This is a genomic window from Spirillospora sp. NPDC047279 (genome assembly GCF_040643285.1).
Lineage (GTDB): Bacteria > Actinomycetota > Actinomycetes > Streptosporangiales > Streptosporangiaceae > Spirillospora.
Map to the genome: position 1 here is coordinate 311,352 of NZ_JBEYUA010000012.1, position 20,915 is coordinate 332,266.

General features: G+C 73.5%; 17 protein-coding genes. 10 read left to right on the top strand and 7 right to left on the bottom strand.

Translation table 11 applies throughout. The features are described 5' to 3' along the window. Nucleotides 1-15: 15 nt before the first annotated feature. The 3 genes from ABZ810_RS30020 (at nt 16) to ABZ810_RS30030 (ending at nt 2,653) form a co-directional block, all read left to right on the top strand. The gene (locus ABZ810_RS30020) at nt 16-597 is read left to right on the top strand and encodes a nucleotidyltransferase family protein (RefSeq protein ID WP_358409046.1); all 582 of its coding nucleotides are present in this window, start codon (nt 16-18) and stop codon (nt 595-597) included. 99 nt (nt 598-696) lie between these two features. Continuing rightward, the gene (locus tag ABZ810_RS30025; protein WP_358409048.1) at nt 697-1,566 is read left to right on the top strand and encodes a nitroreductase/quinone reductase family protein; all 870 of its coding nucleotides are present in this window, start codon (nt 697-699) and stop codon (nt 1,564-1,566) included. A gap of 73 nt (nt 1,567-1,639) precedes the next feature. Then, nucleotides 1,640-2,653, top strand: a complete 1,014-nt coding sequence (locus tag ABZ810_RS30030; RefSeq protein WP_358409050.1) for a carcinine hydrolase/isopenicillin-N N-acyltransferase family protein — start codon at nt 1,640-1,642, stop codon at nt 2,651-2,653. A 139-nt stretch (nt 2,654-2,792) separates the two neighbouring features. On the opposite strand, the gene ABZ810_RS30035 is transcribed toward ABZ810_RS30030, so the two are convergent. Further along, nucleotides 2,793-3,995: a cytochrome P450 gene (locus ABZ810_RS30035; protein WP_358409052.1), complete on the bottom strand. Its 1,203-nt coding sequence runs from the start codon at nt 3,993-3,995 to the stop codon at nt 2,793-2,795. A 98-nt stretch (nt 3,996-4,093) separates the two neighbouring features. On the opposite strand from ABZ810_RS30035, the gene ABZ810_RS30040 reads away from it, so the two are divergent. Together ABZ810_RS30040 and ABZ810_RS30045 are read left to right on the top strand one after the other, a co-directional pair. Next, the gene (locus tag ABZ810_RS30040) at nt 4,094-4,348 is read left to right on the top strand and encodes a nitroreductase/quinone reductase family protein (protein ID WP_358409053.1); all 255 of its coding nucleotides are present in this window, start codon (nt 4,094-4,096) and stop codon (nt 4,346-4,348) included. A 58-nt stretch (nt 4,349-4,406) separates the two neighbouring features. Beyond that, on the top strand, nt 4,407-4,886 hold the full coding sequence (locus tag ABZ810_RS30045) for a nitroreductase family deazaflavin-dependent oxidoreductase (RefSeq protein WP_358409055.1): 480 nt from the start codon (nt 4,407-4,409) through the stop codon (nt 4,884-4,886). Between the two features lie 13 nt (nt 4,887-4,899). Here the strand turns inward: ABZ810_RS30045 and ABZ810_RS30050 are convergent, their stop codons facing one another. The 6 genes from ABZ810_RS30050 to ABZ810_RS30075 form a co-directional block, all read right to left on the bottom strand. Then, the gene (locus ABZ810_RS30050; protein WP_358409057.1) at nt 4,900-6,414 is read right to left on the bottom strand and encodes a hypothetical protein; all 1,515 of its coding nucleotides are present in this window, start codon (nt 6,412-6,414) and stop codon (nt 4,900-4,902) included. A gap of 137 nt (nt 6,415-6,551) precedes the next feature. Then, nucleotides 6,552-7,763 carry an aldolase gene (locus ABZ810_RS30055; protein ID WP_358409059.1) on the bottom strand — a complete coding sequence of 404 codons (1,212 nt, stop codon included), beginning with the start codon at nt 7,761-7,763 and terminating at the stop codon, nt 6,552-6,554. Nucleotides 7,764-8,004: 241 nt separating this feature from the next. Continuing rightward, nucleotides 8,005-8,916, bottom strand: coding sequence for an aldose 1-epimerase family protein (locus tag ABZ810_RS30060; protein ID WP_358409061.1), 912 nt, complete (start codon nt 8,914-8,916; stop codon nt 8,005-8,007). Nucleotides 8,917-8,947: 31 nt separating this feature from the next. Then, nucleotides 8,948-10,357, bottom strand: a complete 1,410-nt coding sequence (locus tag ABZ810_RS30065) for a DUF1116 domain-containing protein (protein WP_358409063.1) — start codon at nt 10,355-10,357, stop codon at nt 8,948-8,950. After that, nucleotides 10,354-11,922 (bottom strand): FdrA family protein, encoded by a 1,569-nt coding sequence (locus tag ABZ810_RS30070; RefSeq protein ID WP_358409064.1) that lies wholly within the window; start codon nt 11,920-11,922, stop codon nt 10,354-10,356. The genes ABZ810_RS30065 and ABZ810_RS30070 overlap by 4 nt, the downstream gene beginning before the upstream one ends. Beyond that, nucleotides 11,919-12,857 (bottom strand): DUF2877 domain-containing protein, encoded by a 939-nt coding sequence (locus ABZ810_RS30075; RefSeq protein WP_358409065.1) that lies wholly within the window; start codon nt 12,855-12,857, stop codon nt 11,919-11,921. Before ABZ810_RS30075 ends, ABZ810_RS30070 begins: the two co-directional genes overlap by 4 nt. 226 nt (nt 12,858-13,083) lie before the next feature. Between ABZ810_RS30075 and ABZ810_RS30080 the strand changes: the two genes are divergently transcribed. From ABZ810_RS30080 to cutA, 5 genes are all read left to right on the top strand, one after another. Then, nucleotides 13,084-14,910, top strand: a complete 1,827-nt coding sequence (locus ABZ810_RS30080) for a PucR family transcriptional regulator ligand-binding domain-containing protein (RefSeq protein WP_358409067.1) — start codon at nt 13,084-13,086, stop codon at nt 14,908-14,910. Between the two features lie 174 nt (nt 14,911-15,084). Continuing rightward, on the top strand, nt 15,085-16,539 hold the full coding sequence (locus ABZ810_RS30085; protein ID WP_358409069.1) for a solute carrier family 23 protein: 1,455 nt from the start codon (nt 15,085-15,087) through the stop codon (nt 16,537-16,539). 7 nt (nt 16,540-16,546) lie between these two features. Beyond that, the gene (locus tag ABZ810_RS30090; protein WP_358409070.1) at nt 16,547-17,431 is read left to right on the top strand and encodes an FAD binding domain-containing protein; all 885 of its coding nucleotides are present in this window, start codon (nt 16,547-16,549) and stop codon (nt 17,429-17,431) included. Nucleotides 17,432-17,563: 132 nt separating this feature from the next. Beyond that, the gene (locus tag ABZ810_RS30095) at nt 17,564-18,061 is read left to right on the top strand and encodes a (2Fe-2S)-binding protein (protein WP_358409072.1); all 498 of its coding nucleotides are present in this window, start codon (nt 17,564-17,566) and stop codon (nt 18,059-18,061) included. Between the two features lie 287 nt (nt 18,062-18,348). Further along, on the top strand, nt 18,349-20,751 hold the full coding sequence (cutA, locus tag ABZ810_RS30100; RefSeq protein WP_358409073.1) for an aerobic carbon-monoxide dehydrogenase large subunit: 2,403 nt from the start codon (nt 18,349-18,351) through the stop codon (nt 20,749-20,751). The last annotated feature ends 164 nt before the right edge of the window (nt 20,752-20,915 follow it).

The following is a 20,915-nucleotide window of genomic DNA, read 5'->3' on the forward strand; positions in this document are numbered from 1 at the left end:
GCTTACCCTCGCGGGATGACCTTGCATGGTGAGGTGCCTCCGGCCGGTTTGCTGCTGGCAGCGGGGGAGGGGAGCAGGCTCGGCCGGCCCAAGGCGCTCGTGGAGGTCGGCGGCGAACGGCTCGTCGACCGGGGCGTGCGCATGCTGCGCGAGGCGGGCTGCTCGCCGGTGGTCGTGGTGACCGGCGCCGCCGAGCTCGAGGTCATGGGCGGGGTCGTGGTGCCCAACCCCGACTGGGCCACCGGCATGGGTTCCTCGCTGCGCACCGGGCTCGACTCCCTGCCGCCCGCCTGCCCGGCCGTGGTGGTCGCCCTGGTCGACCAGCCGCGGATCACCTCCGACGCGGTCCGGCGCCTGATCAGCGCGTACGACGACGGCGCCCAGATCGCGGCGGCGACGTACGGCGGCGAGCCGCGCAACCCGGTCCTCATCACCCGCGCGCACTTCAGCGCGGTCGCCGAGACGGCGGAGGGGGACGTGGGGGCGCGGCCCTTCCTGCGCGCCCACGCCGACCTGGTGACCCCGGTGCCCTGCGACGACGTCGCCTCGCCCGACGACATCGACACCCCCGACGACCTGGCGGCCTTCGCCGACTGAACCCGCCCCGCTGAACGCCGGTCCCGCGGTCGCGCGTTGACATGGCTTTGTCTTCTGAATAGTTTTGCTTTAGAAGCAAAGATATTAGGGAGCCGTGCGATGTCCGACTGGAACGTGAAGATCATCGAGGAGTTCCGCGCCAACGCCGGGAAGGTCGGCGGCATGTTCGAGGGCGCCGCCCTGGTGCTGCTGACCAGCACCGGCCGCCGGAGCGGGCGCCGCCACACCACGCCGCTCACGTACATGGCGGACGGGGAGCGGCTGCTGGTGTTCGCCTCCAACGCCGGCGCCGACACCGACCCGGCGTGGCTGCACAACGTGCGGGCCGATCCGCGGGTCACGGTGGAGGTCGGCGCGGAGTCGTTCGAGGGGGCCGCCGTCGCGGTGACGGGGGAGGAGCGCGACCGGCTCTACGCGCTCCAGGCCGAGGCCGTGCCCGCGTACGCCGAATACCAGCGCCAGACCGCGCGGGTGATCCCCGTGGTCGCGCTCTACCGGAGGGGCGGCCAGGGGCCGGATCGGGCGGCGGCCATCGGGGCGTTCCTCCAGCGGGTGCACGCCGAGCTGCGCGCCGACCTGGCCTCGGTCCGGGCGGAGGCCGAGGCGTACTTCGCCGGGGACCGCAGGCCCGAGCCGGGCGAACGGCTCCGCACCCACTGCCTGACCGTCTGCGACGCGCTGACCGGGCACCACACCAGCGAGGACGGGGTGTTCCCGGCCCTGCGCGAGAGATTTCCCGAGCTGGCCGGCCCGCTGGACCGGATCATGCGCGAGCACGTGGCCGTGGCCAGGATGAAGGACGGCATCAGGGAGCTGGTGCGCGACATCGAGACCACCGACCCCGAGGCCTTCCGCGCCGAGTTCGGCCGGATGACCGCCGAGCTGGAGGCGCACTTCGCCTACGAGGAACGGGAACTGGTCCCGGTGCTCGGCCCGCTCACCCCCGCGGAGCTGCTGCGTCAGTCCTGATCCCGCCCGTCCTGATCCCGCCCGTCCTGATCCCGGGTCTTGCCTGGCCGGGAATCAGGTGTTAGCAGGAGTCATGACGACCGTTCACCCGTCCCGGCGGGCGGTGCTGCTCGGGACGCCGGCGGCGGCGCTCGCCGCCGCGTGCCAGGGCGACACCCGCGCCGCCGGGGGCCTGACCCGTGACGAGGAGCGCAGCCTGGCGACGCTGCGGCTGGTCGATCCGGGGCTGCCGCTCTTCGCGATGACCCTGTACGGGCCGTACGACCCGCTGCGCCAGACCACCGCGATGGCGCCGCCTCCCGCGCGGCCGTTCGCGTGCTCCCTCTTCCTGGCGGGGAACGGGCCGCGCGGGCCGCTGTTCGGCCGCAACTTCGACTGGGACCCCAACCCGGCGCTGCTGCTCACCACCAGGCCGCCCAAGGCGCCCGCGTCCATCTCCCTCGTCGACATCTCCTACCTGGGCATCGACCAGGGCGCGGCCAGGCGGCTCCTGGGCGACGCCGAGCTGAAGCGCCTGCTGCTCAGAGCCGTCGGCATCCCGTTCGACGGCGTCAACGCGCACGGGCTGGCCGTCGGCATGGCCGCGGTCGACACGGCGCGGGGCCCGGTCGTCCCCGACCGGCCGGTGGTGGGCAGCGCCCGCATCCAGCGGCTCGCGCTCGACCAGGCGCGGACGGTGGACGAGGCGGTCGCTGTCTTCCGCCGCTACACCGTCGACTTCTCCCAGGGCGGGCCGCCGCTGCACTACCTGCTCGCCGACGCGCGCGGCCGGGCGGCCGCCGTCGAGTTCGTGGACGGCGAGCTGAAGGTGATCCCCGGCGCGGGCGACTGGCACGACCTGGTCAACTTCGTCCTGTCCGGGACGACGGACGAGGAACGGCACGCCGACGACCGCTACCGCACCATCGCGCGGCGCCTCAGGCGCACGAACGGCCGTCTCGACCCGGCCGGCGCCATGGACCTGCTCGCCGCCGTCGCGCAGAGCCACACCCGGTGGTCGGCGGTCTACGAGCTGAGGCACGGCACGATGGGCCTGGCCCTGCGCCGCGACTACCGGCGCGTCCACCGCTTCGCGATGGCCGCCTAACCGCGCGCCCGGCCCACCGCGCGCCCGGCTCGGGGTGCACCCGGCCCTGTCGTGCGCTCTGGCTTGCCGTCCGCGTGGCTCGTCGTCCGCGTGGCTCGTCTGTACGCCTGGCCTGCCCTCCGCGTGGCTCGTCGTACGCCTAGGTTGTCGTCACCAGCAGCCGTGCGGGGCGCCTGACCAGATGGCCCGTGGTCCACGGCACCTCGGCCGCCGGGTGGACGAGCGCGAGATCGGGCAGCCGTTCGGCGAGCGCCGAGAGCGCCTCCTGGAGCTCCATCCGCGCCAGGTTCGCGCCCAGGCAGTAGTGGGCGCCGCGCCCGAACGCGATGTGCCCCGGCCCTTCACGGTCCGGCCGGTACTCCTGCGGCTCGGGGAAGATCGCCGGGTCGTGGTTGGCGGCCAGCGGCGGCGAGAGCACCGCCTGCCCCTTCCTGACCGTCCCGCACGACAGCTCGACGTCCTCCTTGGCCACCCGGGGCAGCCCCGCGTCGCCGGGCACCTCCATCCGGAACAGCTCCTCGACCGCGTGCTCGACCATGTCCGGGCGTTCGACCAGCGCCGCGTACCGCTCGCGCGGCTCCAGCAGCCGCAGCAGCCCGCGGCTCAGCACCGACGCGGTCGTCTCGTGGCCGGCCGCCACGAGCGTCATCGCGATCCGGGTCAGCTCGTCGTCGTTGAGCCTGTCGTTGCCGTCCTCGTCGCGTGCCTCGATGAGCGCGGCGATCAGCCCGTCGCCCGGCGCCTCGCGGTGCGCGGTGATGAGCTCGGCCATGTAGACGGCGAACGCGAACGCCGACTCGATGCGCTCGTCCGGCCCCAGCGCCGCGGTGGACAGCAGGTCGTCGGACCAGCCCTGGACCTTCTTGGTGTCGATGCCCTCGACGCCCATGATGTCGCAGATCACCTGGATGGGCAGCGGGAAGGCGAAGGCGGTGACGAAGTCGACCGGCCCGTCCGCCGCGAGCATCTGGTCGATCAGCTCGTCCGCCAGGGCACGTGCCCGCGGCCGCCACGCGGTGATCTGGCGCGGTGTGAACGTGCCCGAGAGCAACCGCCGCAGCCGGGTGTGCCGTGGCGGGTCCATGTTGAGCATCTGCTCGGGGTCGCTGCTGACGTCCATGCCGGACACCATCCGGGGCGCGCCCGGGTAGTTGAGCTCCCTGCTGAACCGTGGGTCGGACAGGATCGTGACGACGTCCTGGTACCGCACCGCCATCACGGCGCCGTCGCCGCTGGGCAACCGCACCGCGCCGAGCGGCTCCTCCCGGTGGCGCCGCGTGAACTCGGCGGGCAGGCGTCCTTGCGGACCTGGCGTGAACGGCACGAGCGCGGGTTCGGTCACGCCGGGACGATAACCACGCCCCCCGCCGCGAGAGAAGGCCCGTATACAAGATCGTGATCACGTTAGAGTGCGCCTGCGTCCCCAGATTGGAGCCCACCGTGGCGAACGGCCGTCCCGCCTTCTTCGACTCGGCGCTCTTCGCTCCCACGATGCGCCTGTTCACCCGTGCCCATGTGGCGCTCTTCCGCGCCACCGGAGGCAGGGCGGGCGGAACGTTCAGGGTCGGCAGCGCCTTTCCCGCGGGGGTTCCCGTCTGCCTCCTGACCACCCGCGGCCGGACGAGCGGCAAGGCGCGGACCATGGCGCTCCTCTATCTTCCCGACGGTGAACGGGTCGTCTGCGCGCCCGCCTGAGGCGCCCGGGCATGGTGGTGGCAGAATGGGGCGCTCGCTGAGCTTCTGGAGGGTCCCCGTGCCGCAGCCGCGCCCCGCCTATCTCGACCAGGCGTCCCGCATGACGAAGATCATGAAGTACGGCAGCGCCGCGCACGTCGCGGTCTTCAGGCTCAGCGGCGGCGTGGTCGGCCGGCGGTTCCGCATGACGGGCAAGCTGCGCGGGGCCCCGCCCGTCTGCCTGCTCACCACGATCGGCCGCAAGTCGGGCCGGCACCGGACGGTGCCGCTGCTCTACCTCGCCGACGGCGAGCGCGTCGTGATGGTCGCCTCCCAGGGCGGGATGCCGCGCCACCCGCTCTGGTACCTCAACCTCCAGGCCAACCCGAACGTCCTCGTGCAGATCGGCCGCCACCGCCGCCCGATGCGCGCCCGGACGGCCGGTGACGACGAACGTGCCGCGCTCTGGCCGCGGCTGGTGGAGATGTATCCCGAGTACGACGACTACCAGTCGTGGACCGACCGCAGGATCCCCGTCGTCGTCTTCGACCCCGCCTGACCGGGGCGCCTCCTCAGAGCTTCGCCTTGGGCGGTCCGCCGAGGGCGTGCGGCCCGGAGTACCGCCACACCTGGTTCCAGTAGTTCTCGACGATGGCTCGCGCGGCAGGCCCCTCGATCAGGTAGCCGAACTCCATGAGGTTGTGCGGGTACAGGTTGTCCGACCCCACGTAGCAGGCCACGTCGTCGGCGATGAAGACCTTCGCGTGGTTCCCGGGGGCGGGCGTCCGCCAGCCGATCGGGCTCGGGATCGGGGCGCGCACGCTCATCCGGAGGCTGAGCCGCTCCTTGGGCACCTCGGGCCAGACGTAGTCCCTCCCCTCGGTGAACGGCGGCAGGGCGGTGAAGCAGAACGGCGCCACCTGGAGACGGGTCAGGACCGCCCGGATCTCGTCGGCGTCCTTGGCCTTCTTGGTGATGAGCCGCTTGAGCATGTCGAACGTCCCGGCCGCGCCGCTGCCCCAGGAGTACGGTTCACCGCCGCCCGACCCGTCGACCGGCGACACGACGATGGAGACCTGGAGGCCCGGGTTCGCCAGCAGCGCCTCGGCGATCCAGACGCACACCTGATGGCGGTCGTCACCGGCCCGCCCCTCGAACAGCAGGTCCTGCTGGCAGAACTTGAGCGTCCGCTGCGCGCTCTTGATGATCCGCTCCTTGGCGATGTCGCTCGCCGACGAGCCCAGTGCGCCGCCGCGGCCCAGCGTCAGGACGCGGCCCTCGACGAACCCGCCGCCCGTGGGCGCCTTGATGGCCTTGTCGCCCGTCGCGGGGGGCGGCCGGTCCAGCGTGACCTTCTCGCGTCCGGAGTCGAACGGCAGCGGGGTCATCGTGCAGGTCTCGCTCACCTTCCAGACGCTGAGGATGGTGCCGCCGTTCTTCCACAGGAAGTCGGCGAAGAGCCGGGCATGCGCCGCCGCGTCCCCGAACACCTGGACGGAGATGTCGTGCACCGGCGGATAGGTGCCGTACGCGCTGTCCCACAGGTTGTGCCCGCCGACGAGCGCCATCCGGCCGTCCGCGGCGACGATCTTGGCGTGGTTCCAGGTGAAGCCGTACCGGGGCGCCAGCCGCCCGACGAGGACGGTCATCGTCTTCATCGGCAGCCTGGCCTCGGAGCAGAACGCGCAGAGCTCGGCCTTGAACGCCTCGACCTGGTCGTAGACCGGGACGTACCCGAACAGGAACCGCACCGTCACGGGGGCCCCGGCGGCGCGTTCGGCGAGCTTGCGCAGGCCGTTGCGCACGGCCGTCCAGAAGACGCCGGTCGGCGTGCCGAGGGAGACCACGTCCACGTGGGAGGTGGCCGAGGCGATGATCGTCTCGACGGTGGCGGCCAGGTCCCGCACGGCCTGCTCGGCGAGTGCGGCGACCCCGGCGGAGGTCATCGGCCGGCCCCAGGCGTGCGGGGTGTCGACGACGCGGATCAGGTTGCCGGTGCTGACCGCGTGGACGCCGGGGTCCATGTCCTGGGTCTTCCGCAGCACCTCTTCGAGCGGGTCGATGAACGACGGCGGCGAGGCTTCCATGGCCCGCCTCCTCTCGTCGGACGGCGGGCGCGATCGGGTCGGGCCCGTGGAAACCCGAACGTATGCAGGCGATGACGGACCGGCAATGGACAGTTCCGGTCAGTGATTCTTGCGGGACGTGCCCGGGAGATCGCCTGCTATTCCGGGAGTACGCTCTCGTCCAGCGCGCCGCAGTCGACGGCGCGGCGCAGCCGGGCGGTCAGGGCCCGGACGGTGGCGGGCTCGTCGAGCACGCCGTCGTCTCCCGCGGCCTGCTCGTGCCAGGCCCGCACCCGGCCGATGACCTCGTCGACACCGCTCAGGTGGAACGCGTAGACGGCGGCGTAGCGGCTCGGCAGGTGCGCAGGGTGCAGGTCCCAGCCCTGGTAGAAGCCGTGCTCCAGCGAGTGGCGGACGTGCGCGGCGTGCACCGACCAGGCGTTGTTGACCTCGTCGGGGCCGTCGTTGCGCGGGATGACGTTGGTCGAGCCGTCCGACAGGCGGATGCCGGTGCCGGCCAGCGAGACCTGCATGGCGTGCCGGGCGAAGTCGCAGGCCGGGTGGTCGAGGCGCTGCTCGGCGGGCGGCAGGCCGATGGCGGCCGTGTAGTCGAAGACCCCGAAGTGGGCGGCCGCCATGCGGCCCCGGGCCGCCTCGGCGATCGCGCGCAGGCCGAACCGGCCCTCGTGGTCGATGATCGCCTCGGTCGTCTCGATCTGGACCTCGAACCGCAGGATGCCGTCGGGCAGCCCGAGCGAGGTCTCCAGCCGCTCCAGGTAGTCGACGAAGATCGTGACGTGCTCGGCCATGATCACCTTGGGGAAGGTGATCGTGAAGCCGCCGGGGAGGCGCCCCAGCCGGTCGCGGAGCGAGGTGAGGAAGCCGTCCAGGGTGCGCATGGCGCGCTCGTGGCCGCCGTCGGCGAACGACTTGACCCGCAGGCCCCAGTAGTGGGGGAGCCCCTTGGCGTTGTAGGCGGTCGCCACGGCCTCGACCACCTGGGCGATGTGGTCGTCCTCCTCCTCGTCGGAGCGCACGCCGTAGCCGTCCTCGAAGTCGATCCGCACGTCCTCGATCGGCTCGTTGGCCAGCTTGGCGGCCACCCGCTCGCGGACCAGCCCGGCGATCTCCGGCTCGATGCCGAAGGCGCTGCCGAACGAGCCGGCGCCGGGGGTGTGGGTGTTGAGCAGCCGCAGCGCCTCGGCGCCGAAGTCGGACGGGGTCGAGCGGGAGAACCGGTCGGCCGGCACGTACACGGTGTGCACGGGCTGGCGCCCGGTGGGCTGGCCGGGGAAGTGGCGGGCGTGCTCTTCGGAGACGGCGGTGACCCGCTCGGCGAGGTCGTCGATCGAGGTAACGCTGAGGTTCACTCCGCCATGATCCCCCAAGATCGGACGTCGTGGGAAGCAGGGGGTCCGTGCGCGCCCGGCAACGGACCCCCTGGCCTCAACCGGTCAGTGTCACTCCGGGGGCGGACCCCCGTACCCCGGGATCAGGCGGCCGTCGCCGCCGGGGTGTAGTGGGCGGCCTCGTCGCCCTCGATCAGGTGGCTCTCCCGGCCGCCCCGTCGCTCCCCGGCGGCCCGATCACCTCATGAACGGCCGAGGCACCTCATGAACGCCGGATGCCCCAGCTGCCGGTGTGGGTCTCGCCCGGCTTGAGGTCGACCACGTCGACGCCGCTGGCGAAGGCGTTGGGCGGGCACGTCATCGGCTCCACGCCGAGGCCCTGGCGGCGGGTCTCGGCGGGGATCGTGTCGGCGGTGAAGATCTCCAGCCAGGGGTGCGCGCCGTCCAGCCAGAACGAGGTCGTGCGGGACGCGCCGGTGAGGTGCACCCAGGCCAGCCCGCCCTCGTCACGGGTCAGATCGGTGTAGGCGTTGTCGATGCGCTGGTCGCCGAGACGGCGCCCGCCCCGCAGGTCGTACGGGGTGCCGTCCACGTCGCGCGGCGGGCCGTCGGGGAGCATGCGCTCGTCCACCGCGAGGTAGCGGCCGCCGGGGACGGTGACGGTGCACTCGTCGATCGGCTCGTCCACCCGGATGTAGGGGTGCGCGCCGTGCCCGTACGGGGCCGTCCGGGAGCCGACGTTGCGCGCGGTCACCCGGACGGTCAGGCCGTCGTCGGGGTGCAGGGAGTAGTCGGCCTCGAGCGCGAGGGCGAACGGGTAGCCGCCGGAGGCCAGGAGGCGGTGCGTGAGCCGGACGCGGTCGGCGGAGTGCTCGGCGAGGACCCAGGGCGACCAGCGCACCAGCCCGTGGATCGCGCAGTCGAGGCCGGGCTCGGAGATGTCGAGCCGGTGCTCGGTGCCGCCGTAGGCGTAGCGGCCCCGGTCGACCCGGTTGGGCCACGGGATCAGCAGCTGGCCGAACGCGGCGGGCGCGGGCTCGTCGGCGTCATGGGTCAGGATCAGCGCGTCCGGCCCGCAGGCCAGCTCGCGCAGTCCGGCGCCGCCCTCGGTGACGACGGCGCGGTAGGGCCCGGCGGTGATCTCGTACTGGGCCCCGGTGGTCGGCTCACTCATGATCAGGAACCTACCCGGTGCGGGGAGCGGTTCACGCCGTCGCGGCCAGCGCGTGCAGCGCCTCGGTAAAGATCTCGCCAGGCGGCTCGACCAGCCCGGCGCCCACCTGGCCCGTCCCGGCCTCGCGGCCGGCGATGCCGGTGTCGATGACCGGCAGCACGCCGGTGCGCACCACCTTGGTGACGTCGATCCCGGCCGGGGTGCCGCGGAACGAGAGCATCGGGATCTGCAGGGCCGGGTGCTCGGCCATCGTGATCTCGTACATGCGGCGGGTCGCGGCCAGCGCCTCGGGCACCTCGCCGCCCACGAACCGCACGATCGCGGGCGCCGCCGCCAGCGCGAACCCGCCGACGCCGACCGTCTCGGTGATCGCCGAGTCGCCGATGTCGGGGTTGGCGTCGGCCGGGCCGTACGAGCCGAGGTAGAGCCCGTCGGGCACCCCGGCGGGCCCGGTGAACCAGCGGTCGCCGGTGCCCGAGACCTGGATGCCGAAGTCGGTGCCGTTGCGGGCCATCGCGACCACCAGGCTGGAGCCGGGCACGTCCCGCGCGGCGTCGGCGGCGCACTTGGCCGCCGCCATGCCCACGTTGAGGAAGAAGTGCTCGTTGCCGCCGACGAAGGTCAGCACCCCGGCGATGTCGGCGCGGGAGGCGTCGGTCGAGGCGAACGCGGGCGCCAGCTCGCGCATCAGCAGCGCCGTCGCCGCCCGGTTGCGGTTGTGCAGCTCGTCGCCCATCTGCAGGGCCTGCGCCATCAGCGCGGTGAGGTCGAGCGGGCCGTGCAGGCGCACCGCCTCGCGCAGCACCGGCCCGAGCACCTCGCCCATCCAGCGCAGCCGCTCGACGACCTCGGGCCCGTACGCGCCGTACCGCAGGACCTTGCCGAGCCCCTCGTTGAGCGAGCAGTAGGCGGTGCCGCCGTGTTCGGCGTCCTTGACGACGAACATCCACATGGACGGGCTCACCAGCCCCGCCATCGGCCCGACCGTGCGGTGGTGGTGGCAGGGCTCCAGCGTCACCGCGCCCCGGGCCAGCGCCCGCTCGGCGTCGTCGGGGGTCTCGGCGAGGCCTTCCAGGAGCATCGCGCCGATGAGGGCGCCGCGCATCGGGCCGGACGTGCGTTCCCACTCGATCGGCGGCCCGGCGTGCAGGAACGTGCCCGGCTCCAGCCCGAGCACCTCCCGCGCGGGCCGGACGTCGACCAGGTGGGGGCGGGCGGCCAGCAGCCGCCCGACGGCGCGGGCGTTGGCCTCGGCGTGCCGGGGGTCGCGCAGGACGGCGGCCAGCGAGGCGTCGGTGCCCGGCGGCGGGGGCCGCCAGTCGACCTGCTCGACCGGCACCGCCTGCTCCCGCAGCGCGTCGGCGAGGACCTCGACACCGGTCGCGATCACGTGCGGCTCGCGGGTCAGGAGCCCGCCCAGGCGCGGCCGGTCGTCGTTCACTTCGCTCCCTGGGGTGCGTCGGGGGCCGGGACGTCGGGGGCCGGGACGAGCCGTGCCGCGTGGCGGGCGGCCGCCGCGTTGGAGGCGAACACCGCCGCGCCCGCACGCTGGAGGGCGGCGGCCTGCCGGTCGCGGTCCTGCGGGTCGGCGCGGGTGCCGCAGAGCGACACCACCACGGCCAGGTCGGCGCGGTCGCGGCGGGCCTTCTCGATCGCCGGGGCGAGGGATGCGGCCGGGTCGGCGTCGGCGCCGTGGCCGAGGACCACGTCCAGCAGCAGCACCCCGCAGCCGGGGTCGGCCGCGCACTCGGCCAGCGCCGCCAGCCGCAGCGTCGGGTCGATCATCGGGTGGGCGCGCCCGCGCGTGTAGGCGTCGTCGCCGAAGTCGGTGAACGTGTGCCCGGCGGCGGCGAGGTCCCAGCCGAGGATCTCGCGGGCCACGGCCTCGGCCTCGTCGCGCAGCGTCCCGCCGGCGAACAGCCCGCGCAGTCCGGCCGCGGGACGGGCGCCGGAACGAGCGGCCGGGCCTCCGGCATCAGGCACAGCGCGACCTGCGGCAGACCGCCCAGCGGGACCTGCGGCGGATGAGGCGGCGGGATCCGAGGCGGACGGCACAGCGGGCCAGGAGGGCCATTCGGGGACGGGACGGCCGAGGCGTTCGAGCGTCCGCTCCGCGGCCCGGGTCAGGTCGCCCTGGTCGCCCTCGCCCGAACCCGGCAGGGCGAAGACCACCGGCGTGTCCAGCCGCCGCGCGGCCTCCCGGATGAGGTCGGCCACCATGGGCGCGGGCGGCTTGGACACCACGACGATCACCTCGGTGCCGGGATCGGCGTCCAGCGCGGCCAGCGCCGTCAGCGCGGACCGACCGCTCACCTGCCGCGACAGGTCGCGGCCGCCGACGCCCAGCACATGGCTGACGCCGACGTCCGCCGTGTCCAGCAGGCACATCAGCTGCTGGGCGCCGGTGCCGGAGGCGGCGACCATGCCGACCGGGCCGGGGCGCACCGCGTTGGCGAACCCGAGCCCCGCGCCGCCGACGACCGCGGTGCCGCAGTCGGGGCCGAGCACCAGCAGGCCGCGCCGGGCGGCGGCCTCCTTCAGCTCGATCTCCTGGTCGACCGGCACGTTGTCGCTGAAGATCATCACATTGAGGCCGGCGTCCAGCGCGTCCATCGCCTCGGGGAACACCTGCGGTCCCGGCACCGACAGCAGGGCAATGCTCGCCTCCACCCGCCGGGCCGCCGACCCCGTGGTCCGCGGCGGCTCGAGCTCCCCGGACGTGCCGCCGTCGCTCGGGCGCGCGGCCTCGCGCAGCAGGTCGTCGAGGGCGCGGCGGGCGTCGTCGAGGGTGCCGGGCTCCGCGCGGATCGCCACGACCAGGTCGCCGGGAGCGGCGCCCGCGGGCACGTCGAAACCCATCCGCGCCAGCACCTCCAGGTTGAGCCCGGTGGCCATCGCGGTCATCGCGTCGGTCACGCCCGCCCGCTCGGCGAGCCGCCGGCTCACCCGCATCAGCGTCACCGAGTCGTGGTAGGCCCCCGGCCGCAGCTCCACCCAGGACTTCAAGCCGTCGCTCTCCTCTCGCGCGCCGAGGCGGACGCGAGTTCGAGGGTGGCGCGGCAGCCCGCCAGCAGGCCCCACGCCAGGTCGGCGCCGGAGGTGTGCCCGGCGGAGAGCAGCCGCCGTACGGCCGGGCCCGGCGGCTCCTGGCCGGCCACGCAGCGCAGTACCGCGGCGACCTCGGCGCCCGCCTGGCCCGCGGCCGCGCAGTGCAGCAGGGTCGCGGCGAGCGCCGTCGTCCGGGTGCCCGCGTCCGCGGTGACCGCGGCGCCGAGCCAGTCGGCCAGCCACACGGCGTTGCCGCCGTGCCGGACCGCGCCACCCACCAGCCGCAGCGCGACCAGCAGCCCGGCCAGGATGTCGTCGCCGCTCGGGGTGAGCCCGGGGCCGAGGCCCACGATGCGTTCGGCCGCCTCGACGGCGTCGGCCAGGTCGCCCGCGGCGCAGTGGCCGGCGAGCAGCAGCGGATCGGGATGCCCGGCGAGCCCGCACGCCGCGGCGCCGCCCGCCGCGTCGACCGCGGCGTCCAGCGCGCGCACGCCGCGCGCCAGGGCGGTCGGGGAGAGCGGGCCGAGCGCGGGGGAGGGGTCCCACCAGCGGCGCACCCGCACCTGGAGCCCGTCGGTCTCCACCCGGGCGTCGCCGACGAACGCGTCCGAGCCCTCACGGACCCCGTGGAACGGGCGTTCGCGGCTGGCCGCCACCATCACGACCGCGTTCGGCAGCCGGACCGCGTCGGAGGTGACCACGGCGACGACGCGGGGCTCGGCGGGGCCGCGCAACTCCAGGTAGACCGCCGAGGGGAACACCGCGATGACCCGCGCCGGCCTGCGCACCGCGTCGACCAGCGGCCGCAGCGCGAGGCTGGCGGCGCCGGCCGCCGGTGGGCGGCGACCCGGTCGCGCGGACAGCGGGATCGGGTCGCGGACGACGGTTGTCACGGGGACCTCCCGAGGCGGCGGGGAACATGACGGCCGCCTCGATGTCCTGCCGGTGGGGCCGCCCGGCCTCTGCCGAGACGGTAGACCGGCGCTGTCAGGTGACGTATGGAGAAAGCTGCCAAGACTGGTTGTCATCCTTCGTGTTTGTTGTCAGGGTTGATCAGAAAGCGGTAGCGATCACGCCGAATCGGGCGATGTACGCACCAAAAGCGAGGTGACCCCTGGCATGAGTTACACCACTGCGGACCCGGGCCCACCGGCCTTGCGGCTCGCGAGCACCGGAACACTGACGTACGGGTTGTCGGTCGGCGAAGTACTGGGGGTGTCGACCCTGAACGGGGCCAGGCTCATCGCGGGCCGGTCCGGACTCGAACGCATCGTCCAGCGGCTCAACGTGATGGAGGTCCCCGACATCCTGTCGTGGGTCAAGCCCAACGAGCTGCTCCTGACCACCGGCTATCCGCTGCGCAACACCCCGCAGTCGCTCGGCAACCTGGTCGCCGACCTCGACGAGCGCGGGCTCGCGGCACTGGCCATCAAGCTCGGCCGCTACCTGGACTCGCTGCCGCCCGAGATGATCGAGCAGGCCGACCGCCGCGGCTTCCCCCTCATCCTGCTCCCCAACGACGTCGGCTTCGACGACATCCTCAACCAGGTCCTGACCGACATCCTCAACCGGCAGGCGGCCGTGCTGGCGCGCACCGAGGAGGTCCACCGCGCCCTGGTGCAGATCGTGCTGTGCGGCGGCGGGCTCCAGGAGGTCGTCGACGAGGTCGCCACCTTGCTGGAGGTCGCGGTCGTGGTGCTGGACGGCGAGCAGCGCGTCCTCGCCGGGGCGGGGCCCGAGGAGCACATCCAGGCCATGCGGGCCTTCAACGCGGTGGCCTCCAACGGGCCGCACGGCCCGGCCGGGCTCGCCGCCGCCGACCATCTGGCGGTGCCGGTGGTCGCGGGCGGCTTCGACCACGGCCGCATCCTCGCCTACAGCCCGGACGGGGCGCTGCGCGAGACCGACCTCGGCATCCTCGAACGCGCCGCCACGGTGGCCGCGCTCGTCGTCACCAAGCAGCAGGCCGTCGCCGCCGTCGAGAGCAAGTACCGCGCCGACTTCCTGCGCGACATCCTCGCCGGGCGCGCCGGCGACGACGACCGGGTGGTGGCGCACTGCTCCGGCTTCGGCTGGGACCTCGACCGTCCCGTCATGGTCGTGGTCGCCGAGCTCGACGGCCGGACGGCCCAGGCCGAGCCGCCGGGCCCGCCGGCCGGTCAGCCCGCGGGCCAGCAGGCGGGCCAGCAGGGGGGCCAGTCCGCCGGCCAGGCGGCCGCTCACGCGCCGGGACGGTCCGGGGCCCGGCAGGGCGCCGAGGCGGAGCCGGCCTCGCAGCGCGGGCGCGGGGCCGACGAACGGCTGGCCCAGGAGCGGCTGGCCGCGGCCTGGAGCGCCGTCGTCCGGCGGCACGACCGCTGCGCCGCCGTCGCGAGCTTCGCGCACGAGGTCGTCGCGGTGGTGGGCGCCGACGCCGACGACGCGGCCGGTCTCTCCACGGGACCGGTCCAGACCATGCTCAAGGAGGCGAACGCGCTCTTCGCCGAGCACCTCTCGGTGCGGCGCACGTTCTCCACCGGCATCAGCCGCACGGTCACCTCGCCCGCCGCGCTCCCCGAGGCGTACGAGCAGGCGGTCAAGGCCGTCCGGGTGGGCCGCCAGCTGCACGGGTCCGGTGCCCGTGCCCACTTCGACCAGCTCGGCGTCTACCGGCTGCTGAGCCTGGTCTCCGACCCCGAGGAGCTGCACGCGTTCGTCCGGGAGACACTCGGCGAGCTCGCGGGCGACGACGAGCCGGAACTGGTGGACCTGCGGCGGACCCTGCAGGTGCTGCTGGAGACCAACCTCAACGTGGCCGAGACGGCGCGCCGCCTGCACTTCCACTACAACACCCTGCGCTACCGCATCGGCAAGCTCGAACGCATGCTCGGCCCGTTCACCGAGGACGCGCACCTGCGCCTCAACCTCACGCTCGCGCTGCACGTCCTGCGCATGCGCGGGATCTGAGGCGGTGGACGCGCCGAATCGGAAGGATTTTCGCGATTTAACACACCCGTGATTTGAAACACATCACGGTGGGGCATTCTCTTCTCCGGAGCGCCCCGGCGCGGTGAGCCTGCCGCCGAGCGGAGCTGTCCATCAATGGTGACTGGGCGGGGGTCTGTGGAAGGCGGTAGAGGCATGGCCATCGGCTGGAAGGTCCACGGGGACGGCAAGGCACCGCCTCCCGGCGAGGTCGTGCGGCCGGACGAGCGGCTGTCGTGGCCGCGCACGGTCGGCATCGGCGCGCAGCACGTCGTGGCGATGTTCGGCGCGACGTTCGTGTTCCCGCTGGTCATGGGACTGGATCCCAACCTGGCCATCATGATGTCCGGGGTCGCCACGATCCTGTTCCTGGTGATCGTCGGCGGCCGGGTGCCCAGCTACCTCGGCACCAGCGCCTCGTTCGTCGGCGCGGTCGCGGCCATCCGGGCCGCCGGCGGCGACTCGGCCACCGTCACCGGCGCGATCCTCGTCGCCGGGCTGGTGCTCGCGGCCGTCGGCGTGCTGATCCACTTCCTCGGCCCCGCGGTCATCCACGCGGTGTTCCCGCCCGTGGTGACCGGGGCCGTGGTCATGCTCATCGGGTTCAACCTCGCGCCCGTCGTGGCGAACGTCTACTGGCCGCAGGACCAGTGGGTCGCGCTCGCCACGCTGGCCTTCGCCGTCCTGGCCGCGGTGCTGCTGCGCGGCTTCTGGGCGCGCATCGCGGTGCTGCTCGCGCTGGTCTTCGGCTTCGCGCTGTCGTGGGTGCTCGACAAGACCGCCGGCCAGATCACCTCGGTGCTGCCCGGGCAGAACCTCCTCGACGCGTCCGGCAAGGCCTGCACCGCCGAGGGGCCCTACTGCGTCGCGACGGCGATGCCGCACGACCGGGTCAGCTTCGACGCGGTCACGGCGGCCGACTGGTTCGGGTTCCCCGACCTGCACGCGCCCGACTTCAAGACGTCCGCGATCCTGCTGGCGCTGCCCGCGGTCATCGCGCTCATCGCCGAGAACACCGGCCACGTCAAGGCCGTCGCCGCCATGACCGACGACGACCTCGACCCGGTGCTCGGCCGCGCCATCGCCGCCGACGGCGTCGGCACCGCGCTCGCCAGCTCCGTCGGCGGCTCGCCCACCACGACCTACGCCGAGAACATCGGGGTCATGGCGGCCACCCGCATCTACTCGACCGCCGCCTACTACGTCGCGGCGCTGGTGGCGATCCTCTTCGGGCTCTGCCCGAAGTTCGGCGCGCTGGTCGCGGCCACCCCGGGCGGCGTGCTCGGCGGCATCACCGTCGTGCTGTACGGGATGATCGGGCTGCTCGGCGCCAAGATCTGGATCGAGAACCGGGTCGACTTCGCCGATCCGGTCAACCTCGTGCCGGTCGCCGCCGCCATCATCCTGGCGATCGGCAACGTCACGCTGGAGGTCACCGACGACTTCCCGCTGCAGGGCATCGCCCTGGGCACGATCGCGCTGCTCGTCGGCTACCACGTGCTGAACGCCGTCCAGGGGCCGCGCCGCGGGCCGAAGGGCACCGGCGCCGGGGTGATAGCCCCGGAGGAAAAGGAGATCGGCGGACCCGTCCGCCCGCCTACAACGGAGTAGGAGCCGAGTGAAACCGCCCCCCTTCCACTATCACGCGCCGTCCACCCTGGACGACGCGCTGGCCACGCTGGCCGAGGCGGCGAACGCCAAGGTGCTCGCGGGCGGGCAGAGCCTGATCCCGCTGCTCAACATGCGCCTGGCCGCCCCGGCCCATCTGGTCGACGTCAACCGGGTCGCGGGCCTGTCGGCGATCGAGTCCGGCGAGCGCGGCGTGCGGGTCGGCGCGCTCGCCCGGCACTCGGCGGTCGAACGCGACGCCCGCGCGGCCGCCGTCCAGCCGCTGATCGGGCAGGCCCTCCGGCACGTCGCCCACCCGGTGATCCGCAACCGTGGCACGGCCGTCGGCAGCCTGGCCCACGCCGACCCGGCCGCCGAGCTGCCGGCCGTGCTGGCGGTGCTCGGCGGCGAGGTCGAGGCCGCCTCCGCCCGCGGCCGGCGCACGATCGCCGCCGCGGACTTCTTCGCCGGGCCGCTGGAGTCGGCGCTCGACCCCGACGAGATGGCGGTGGCGGCCTTCTTCCCGGCGTCCCCGCCCCGGACCGGCTCCGCGTTCCTGGAAGCTGCCCGGCGGCACGGCGACTACGCGCTCGCCGGGGTCGCCGCGCTGGTCACCCTCGACGAGGACCTGCGCGTCAGCGGCGCCCGCGCGGGCTTCCTGGGCGTTGGTCCGGTGCCCCTGCTCGTCGACCTCGCCGAGCCGGCCGCCGCCGCGCAGGCCGGCCGCCCGCCGGGCACGCTCGACTGGTCCGGGGCCGCCGCGTACGTCCGCGAGCACGTCGACCCCGAGACCGACATCCACGCGACCGCCGCCTACCGGCGCCACCTGTCCGGCGTCCTCGCCGAACGCGCCCTCCACGCCGCCACCACCGCGGCCCTCCAGGAAGTGCAATGACCGAAAAGCCGAACGTGCCGCCAAGAAGGCGCGAGCCGCGACGGCTGAGGAATCGGGGAACGCGATGACCGAAAAGCGGACCTGCGGTCGAGGAAGACCCGAGCCGCGGAGGCCGGGGAACCAGGGGGCGCGATGATCGAGGAGACGCACGAGGTCGCGCTGACCGTCAACGGGCTGCGCCGGGCCGCCGAGGTGCCCGCGCGCCGGTTGCTGTCGGACTTCCTGCGGCACGACCTGGGCCTCACGGGCACCCACGTCGGCTGCGAGCACGGCGTGTGCGGCTGCTGCACCGTGCTGATGGACGGGGAGCCGGTCCGTTCGTGCCTGACCTTCGCCGTGACCGCGTCCGGCCACGACATCACCACCGTCGAGGGCCTGGCCGCCCCCGACGGCACGATGTCGCCGGTGCAGCGCGCCTTCCAGGAATGCCACGGCCTGCAGTGCGGCTTCTGCACCCCCGGCTTCCTGTGCACGGTGACCGCCCTGCTGCGCGACAACCCGCGCCCATCCGACGACGAGGCACTGGAGGGCATCTCCGGCAACCTGTGCCGCTGCACCGGCTACCAGAACATCCTGAAGTCGATCCACCGGGCCGCCGACATCATCGGTGAGGAGGGCGGGACCCGATGAACACCGAGCGGAGCGGGGCCCTGAGCGCCGAGCGGTGCGAGGTCATGAACGCGGTGAGCGGTGTGAGGTCATGAACGCGGTGAGCGGTGTGAGGTCATGAACGCGGTGAGCGGTGTGAGGTCATGAACGCGGTGAGCGGTGTGAGGTCATGAGAGCCGAGCGGAGCGGGGTCATGAACGCTGAGCTGAACGCCGAGTTGAGCGGGGTGGGGCCGTGAGCGCGGAGCGGGGCGAGGTTGTGAACGCTGAGCTGAGCGGGGGCATGAGCGCCGTGAGCGGGGTGAGGTCATGAGCACGCGGATGTTCGGGGAGCCGGTCGCGCGGCGGGAGGACCCCCGGCTGCTCACCGGGCAGGGGCGTTACCTGGACGACCTCGGGCGCGACGCGCTCGCCGCCGCGTTCGTGCGCTCGCCGCACGCGCACGCCCGCGTCGTCGACATCGACGTCACCGAGGCGCTCGACGTCGACGGGCTGGTCGCCGTCTACACCTGGGACGACCTGCCCGGGCGGATCGGCGAGCCGCTGCCGCTGCTGATCCCGCACCCCGCGATGACGCACGGCCGCACCGGCTACCCGCTCGCCCGCGACGTCGTCCGGCACGTCGGCGAGCCCGTCGTGATGGTCGTCGCCCGCGACCGCTACCTCGCCGAGGACGCCGCCGAGCGGATCCGGATCGACTACGAGCCGCTGCCCGCCGTCGTCGGGATCGAGAACGCGGCCCGCGCCGGACACCTCGTCCACGACGACGTGCCCGGCAACGTCGGCGCCGTCCTGCTCCAGGAGACCGGCGACGCGGCCGCCGCGATCGAGGACGCGCCGCACGTCCTGACGTTCCGGCTCGACATCGAGCGCAGCGCCGCCACCCCGCTCGAAGGGCGCGGCGTCCACGCCCGCTGGGACGCCGACGACGAGTCGCTGCGCGTGCACTCCTCCACGCAGGCGTCCACCAGCGTGCGCGCCGCGATCGCCGCCAAGCTCGGCCTGCCGCCCGGCAAGGTCGAGGTCGTCGCCCCCGACGTCGGCGGCGGCTTCGGCGTCAAGATCGTGCATCCGTGGCCGGAGGAGATCCTCGTCCCGTGGGCGGCGCGCCTGCTCGGCCGCGAGCTCAAGTGGACCGAGGACCGCCGCGAGCACTTCGTCGCCGCCGCGCACGAACGCGGCCAGGTCCAGCACGTCACCGTCGGCTTCGACGACGCCGGCCGCGTGCTCGGCCTCGACGTGCGGATCCAGCACGACCACGGCGCGTACATGCCGTACGGCATCATCATCCCGATCGTCACCTCCACCCAGCTTCTCGGGCCCTACAAGGTCGGCGCCTACCGGGCGGAGGTCACCAGCCTCTACACCAACACCGTCATCGTCACCCCGTACCGCGGCGCGGGCCGCCCTCAGGGCGTGTTCTGCATGGAGCGGACCATGGACCGCATCGCCGCCCACCTGGGCCGCGACCGCGCCGAGGTCCGCGCCGCCAACCTCATCGGGCCCGACGAGTTCCCCTACGACCAGGGCCTGACGTTCCAGGACGGGCGTCCCCTGATCTACGACTCGGGCGACTACCCCGAGATGCTCCGCGTCCTCAAGGACCTCGTCGACTGGGACTCCTTCGCCGACATCCGCGCGACCGCCGCCGCCGCGGGCCGGCGTCTGGGCATCGGGATCGGCTGCTACGTCGAGGGCACCGGCGTCGGCCCGTACGAGGGCGGCCACGTCGAGATCGACTCGACCGGCAGGGTGAACGTCTCCACCGGCCTGACCTCCCAGGGGCAGGGCCACCAGACCGTCTTCGCGCAGATCGCCGCCACCGAGCTCGGCGTCCCCATCGAGAGCGTGCACGTCACCACCGGCGACACCCGCCGCTTCGGCTACGCCGTCGGCACGTTCGCCTCCCGCGCCGCCGTCATGAGCGGCAACGCGATCGCTCTGGCCTGCCGCAAGGTCCGCGACAAGGCCCTGCGCATCGCCGCCGAGGCCCTGGAGGCCGACCCTCGCGACCTCGACATCACCGACGGCGTCGTCCACGTGAAGGGCGACCCCGCGTCCGCCGTGCCCCTGCGTACCGTCGCCGTCCTGTCCAACCCCCTGCGCTACGCCTTCGACGAGGAGGCCGCCCGCGCCACCCAGTTCGCGACCGGCGGATCACCCGACGAGCCGCCCGTGGCGCCCGGCGACGAGCCGGGACTGGAGGGCCGCGACTACTACTCGCCCGTACGTTCCACGTTCGCCGCTGGCATGCACGCGGCCATCATCGAGATCGATCCCGACACCGCCGAGATCGCCGTCCTCCGGTACGTGGTCGTCCATGACTGCGGCCGCCTCATCAACCCGATGGTCGTGGAGGGCCAGATCCACGGGGGAGTGGCGCAGGGCATCGGCGGCGCCCTCTACGAGCGCATGGAGTACGACGAGTCCGGGCAGCTTCTGAACGCCTCGTTCATGGACTTTCTGATGCCCTACGCCACCGAGATCCCGCGCATCGAGACCGGGCATCTGGAGACGCCGTCGCCCCTCAATCCCCTCGGCATCAAGGGTGCCGGAGAGGCCGGGGTCATCCCTGTCTCCGCCGTCATCGCCTCCGCCATCGAGGACGCCACCCGGATCCCCATCGCCAAGATGCCGATCTCCCCGTCCGACCTCTTCGCCCTCCTGGCGGCCCAGGACCGTCCCGTCGCCGCTCCCCAGAACGCTCTTTGAGCGCTGCGCCCTTTGAACGCTGAACCCTTTGAACGCTGAACCCTTTGAACGCTGAACCCTTTGAGCGCTGAACCCTTTGAGCGCTGAACCCTTTGAGCGCTGAACCCTTTGAGCGCTGAACCCTTTGAGCGCTGAACCCTTTGAGCGCTGAACCCTTTGAGTGC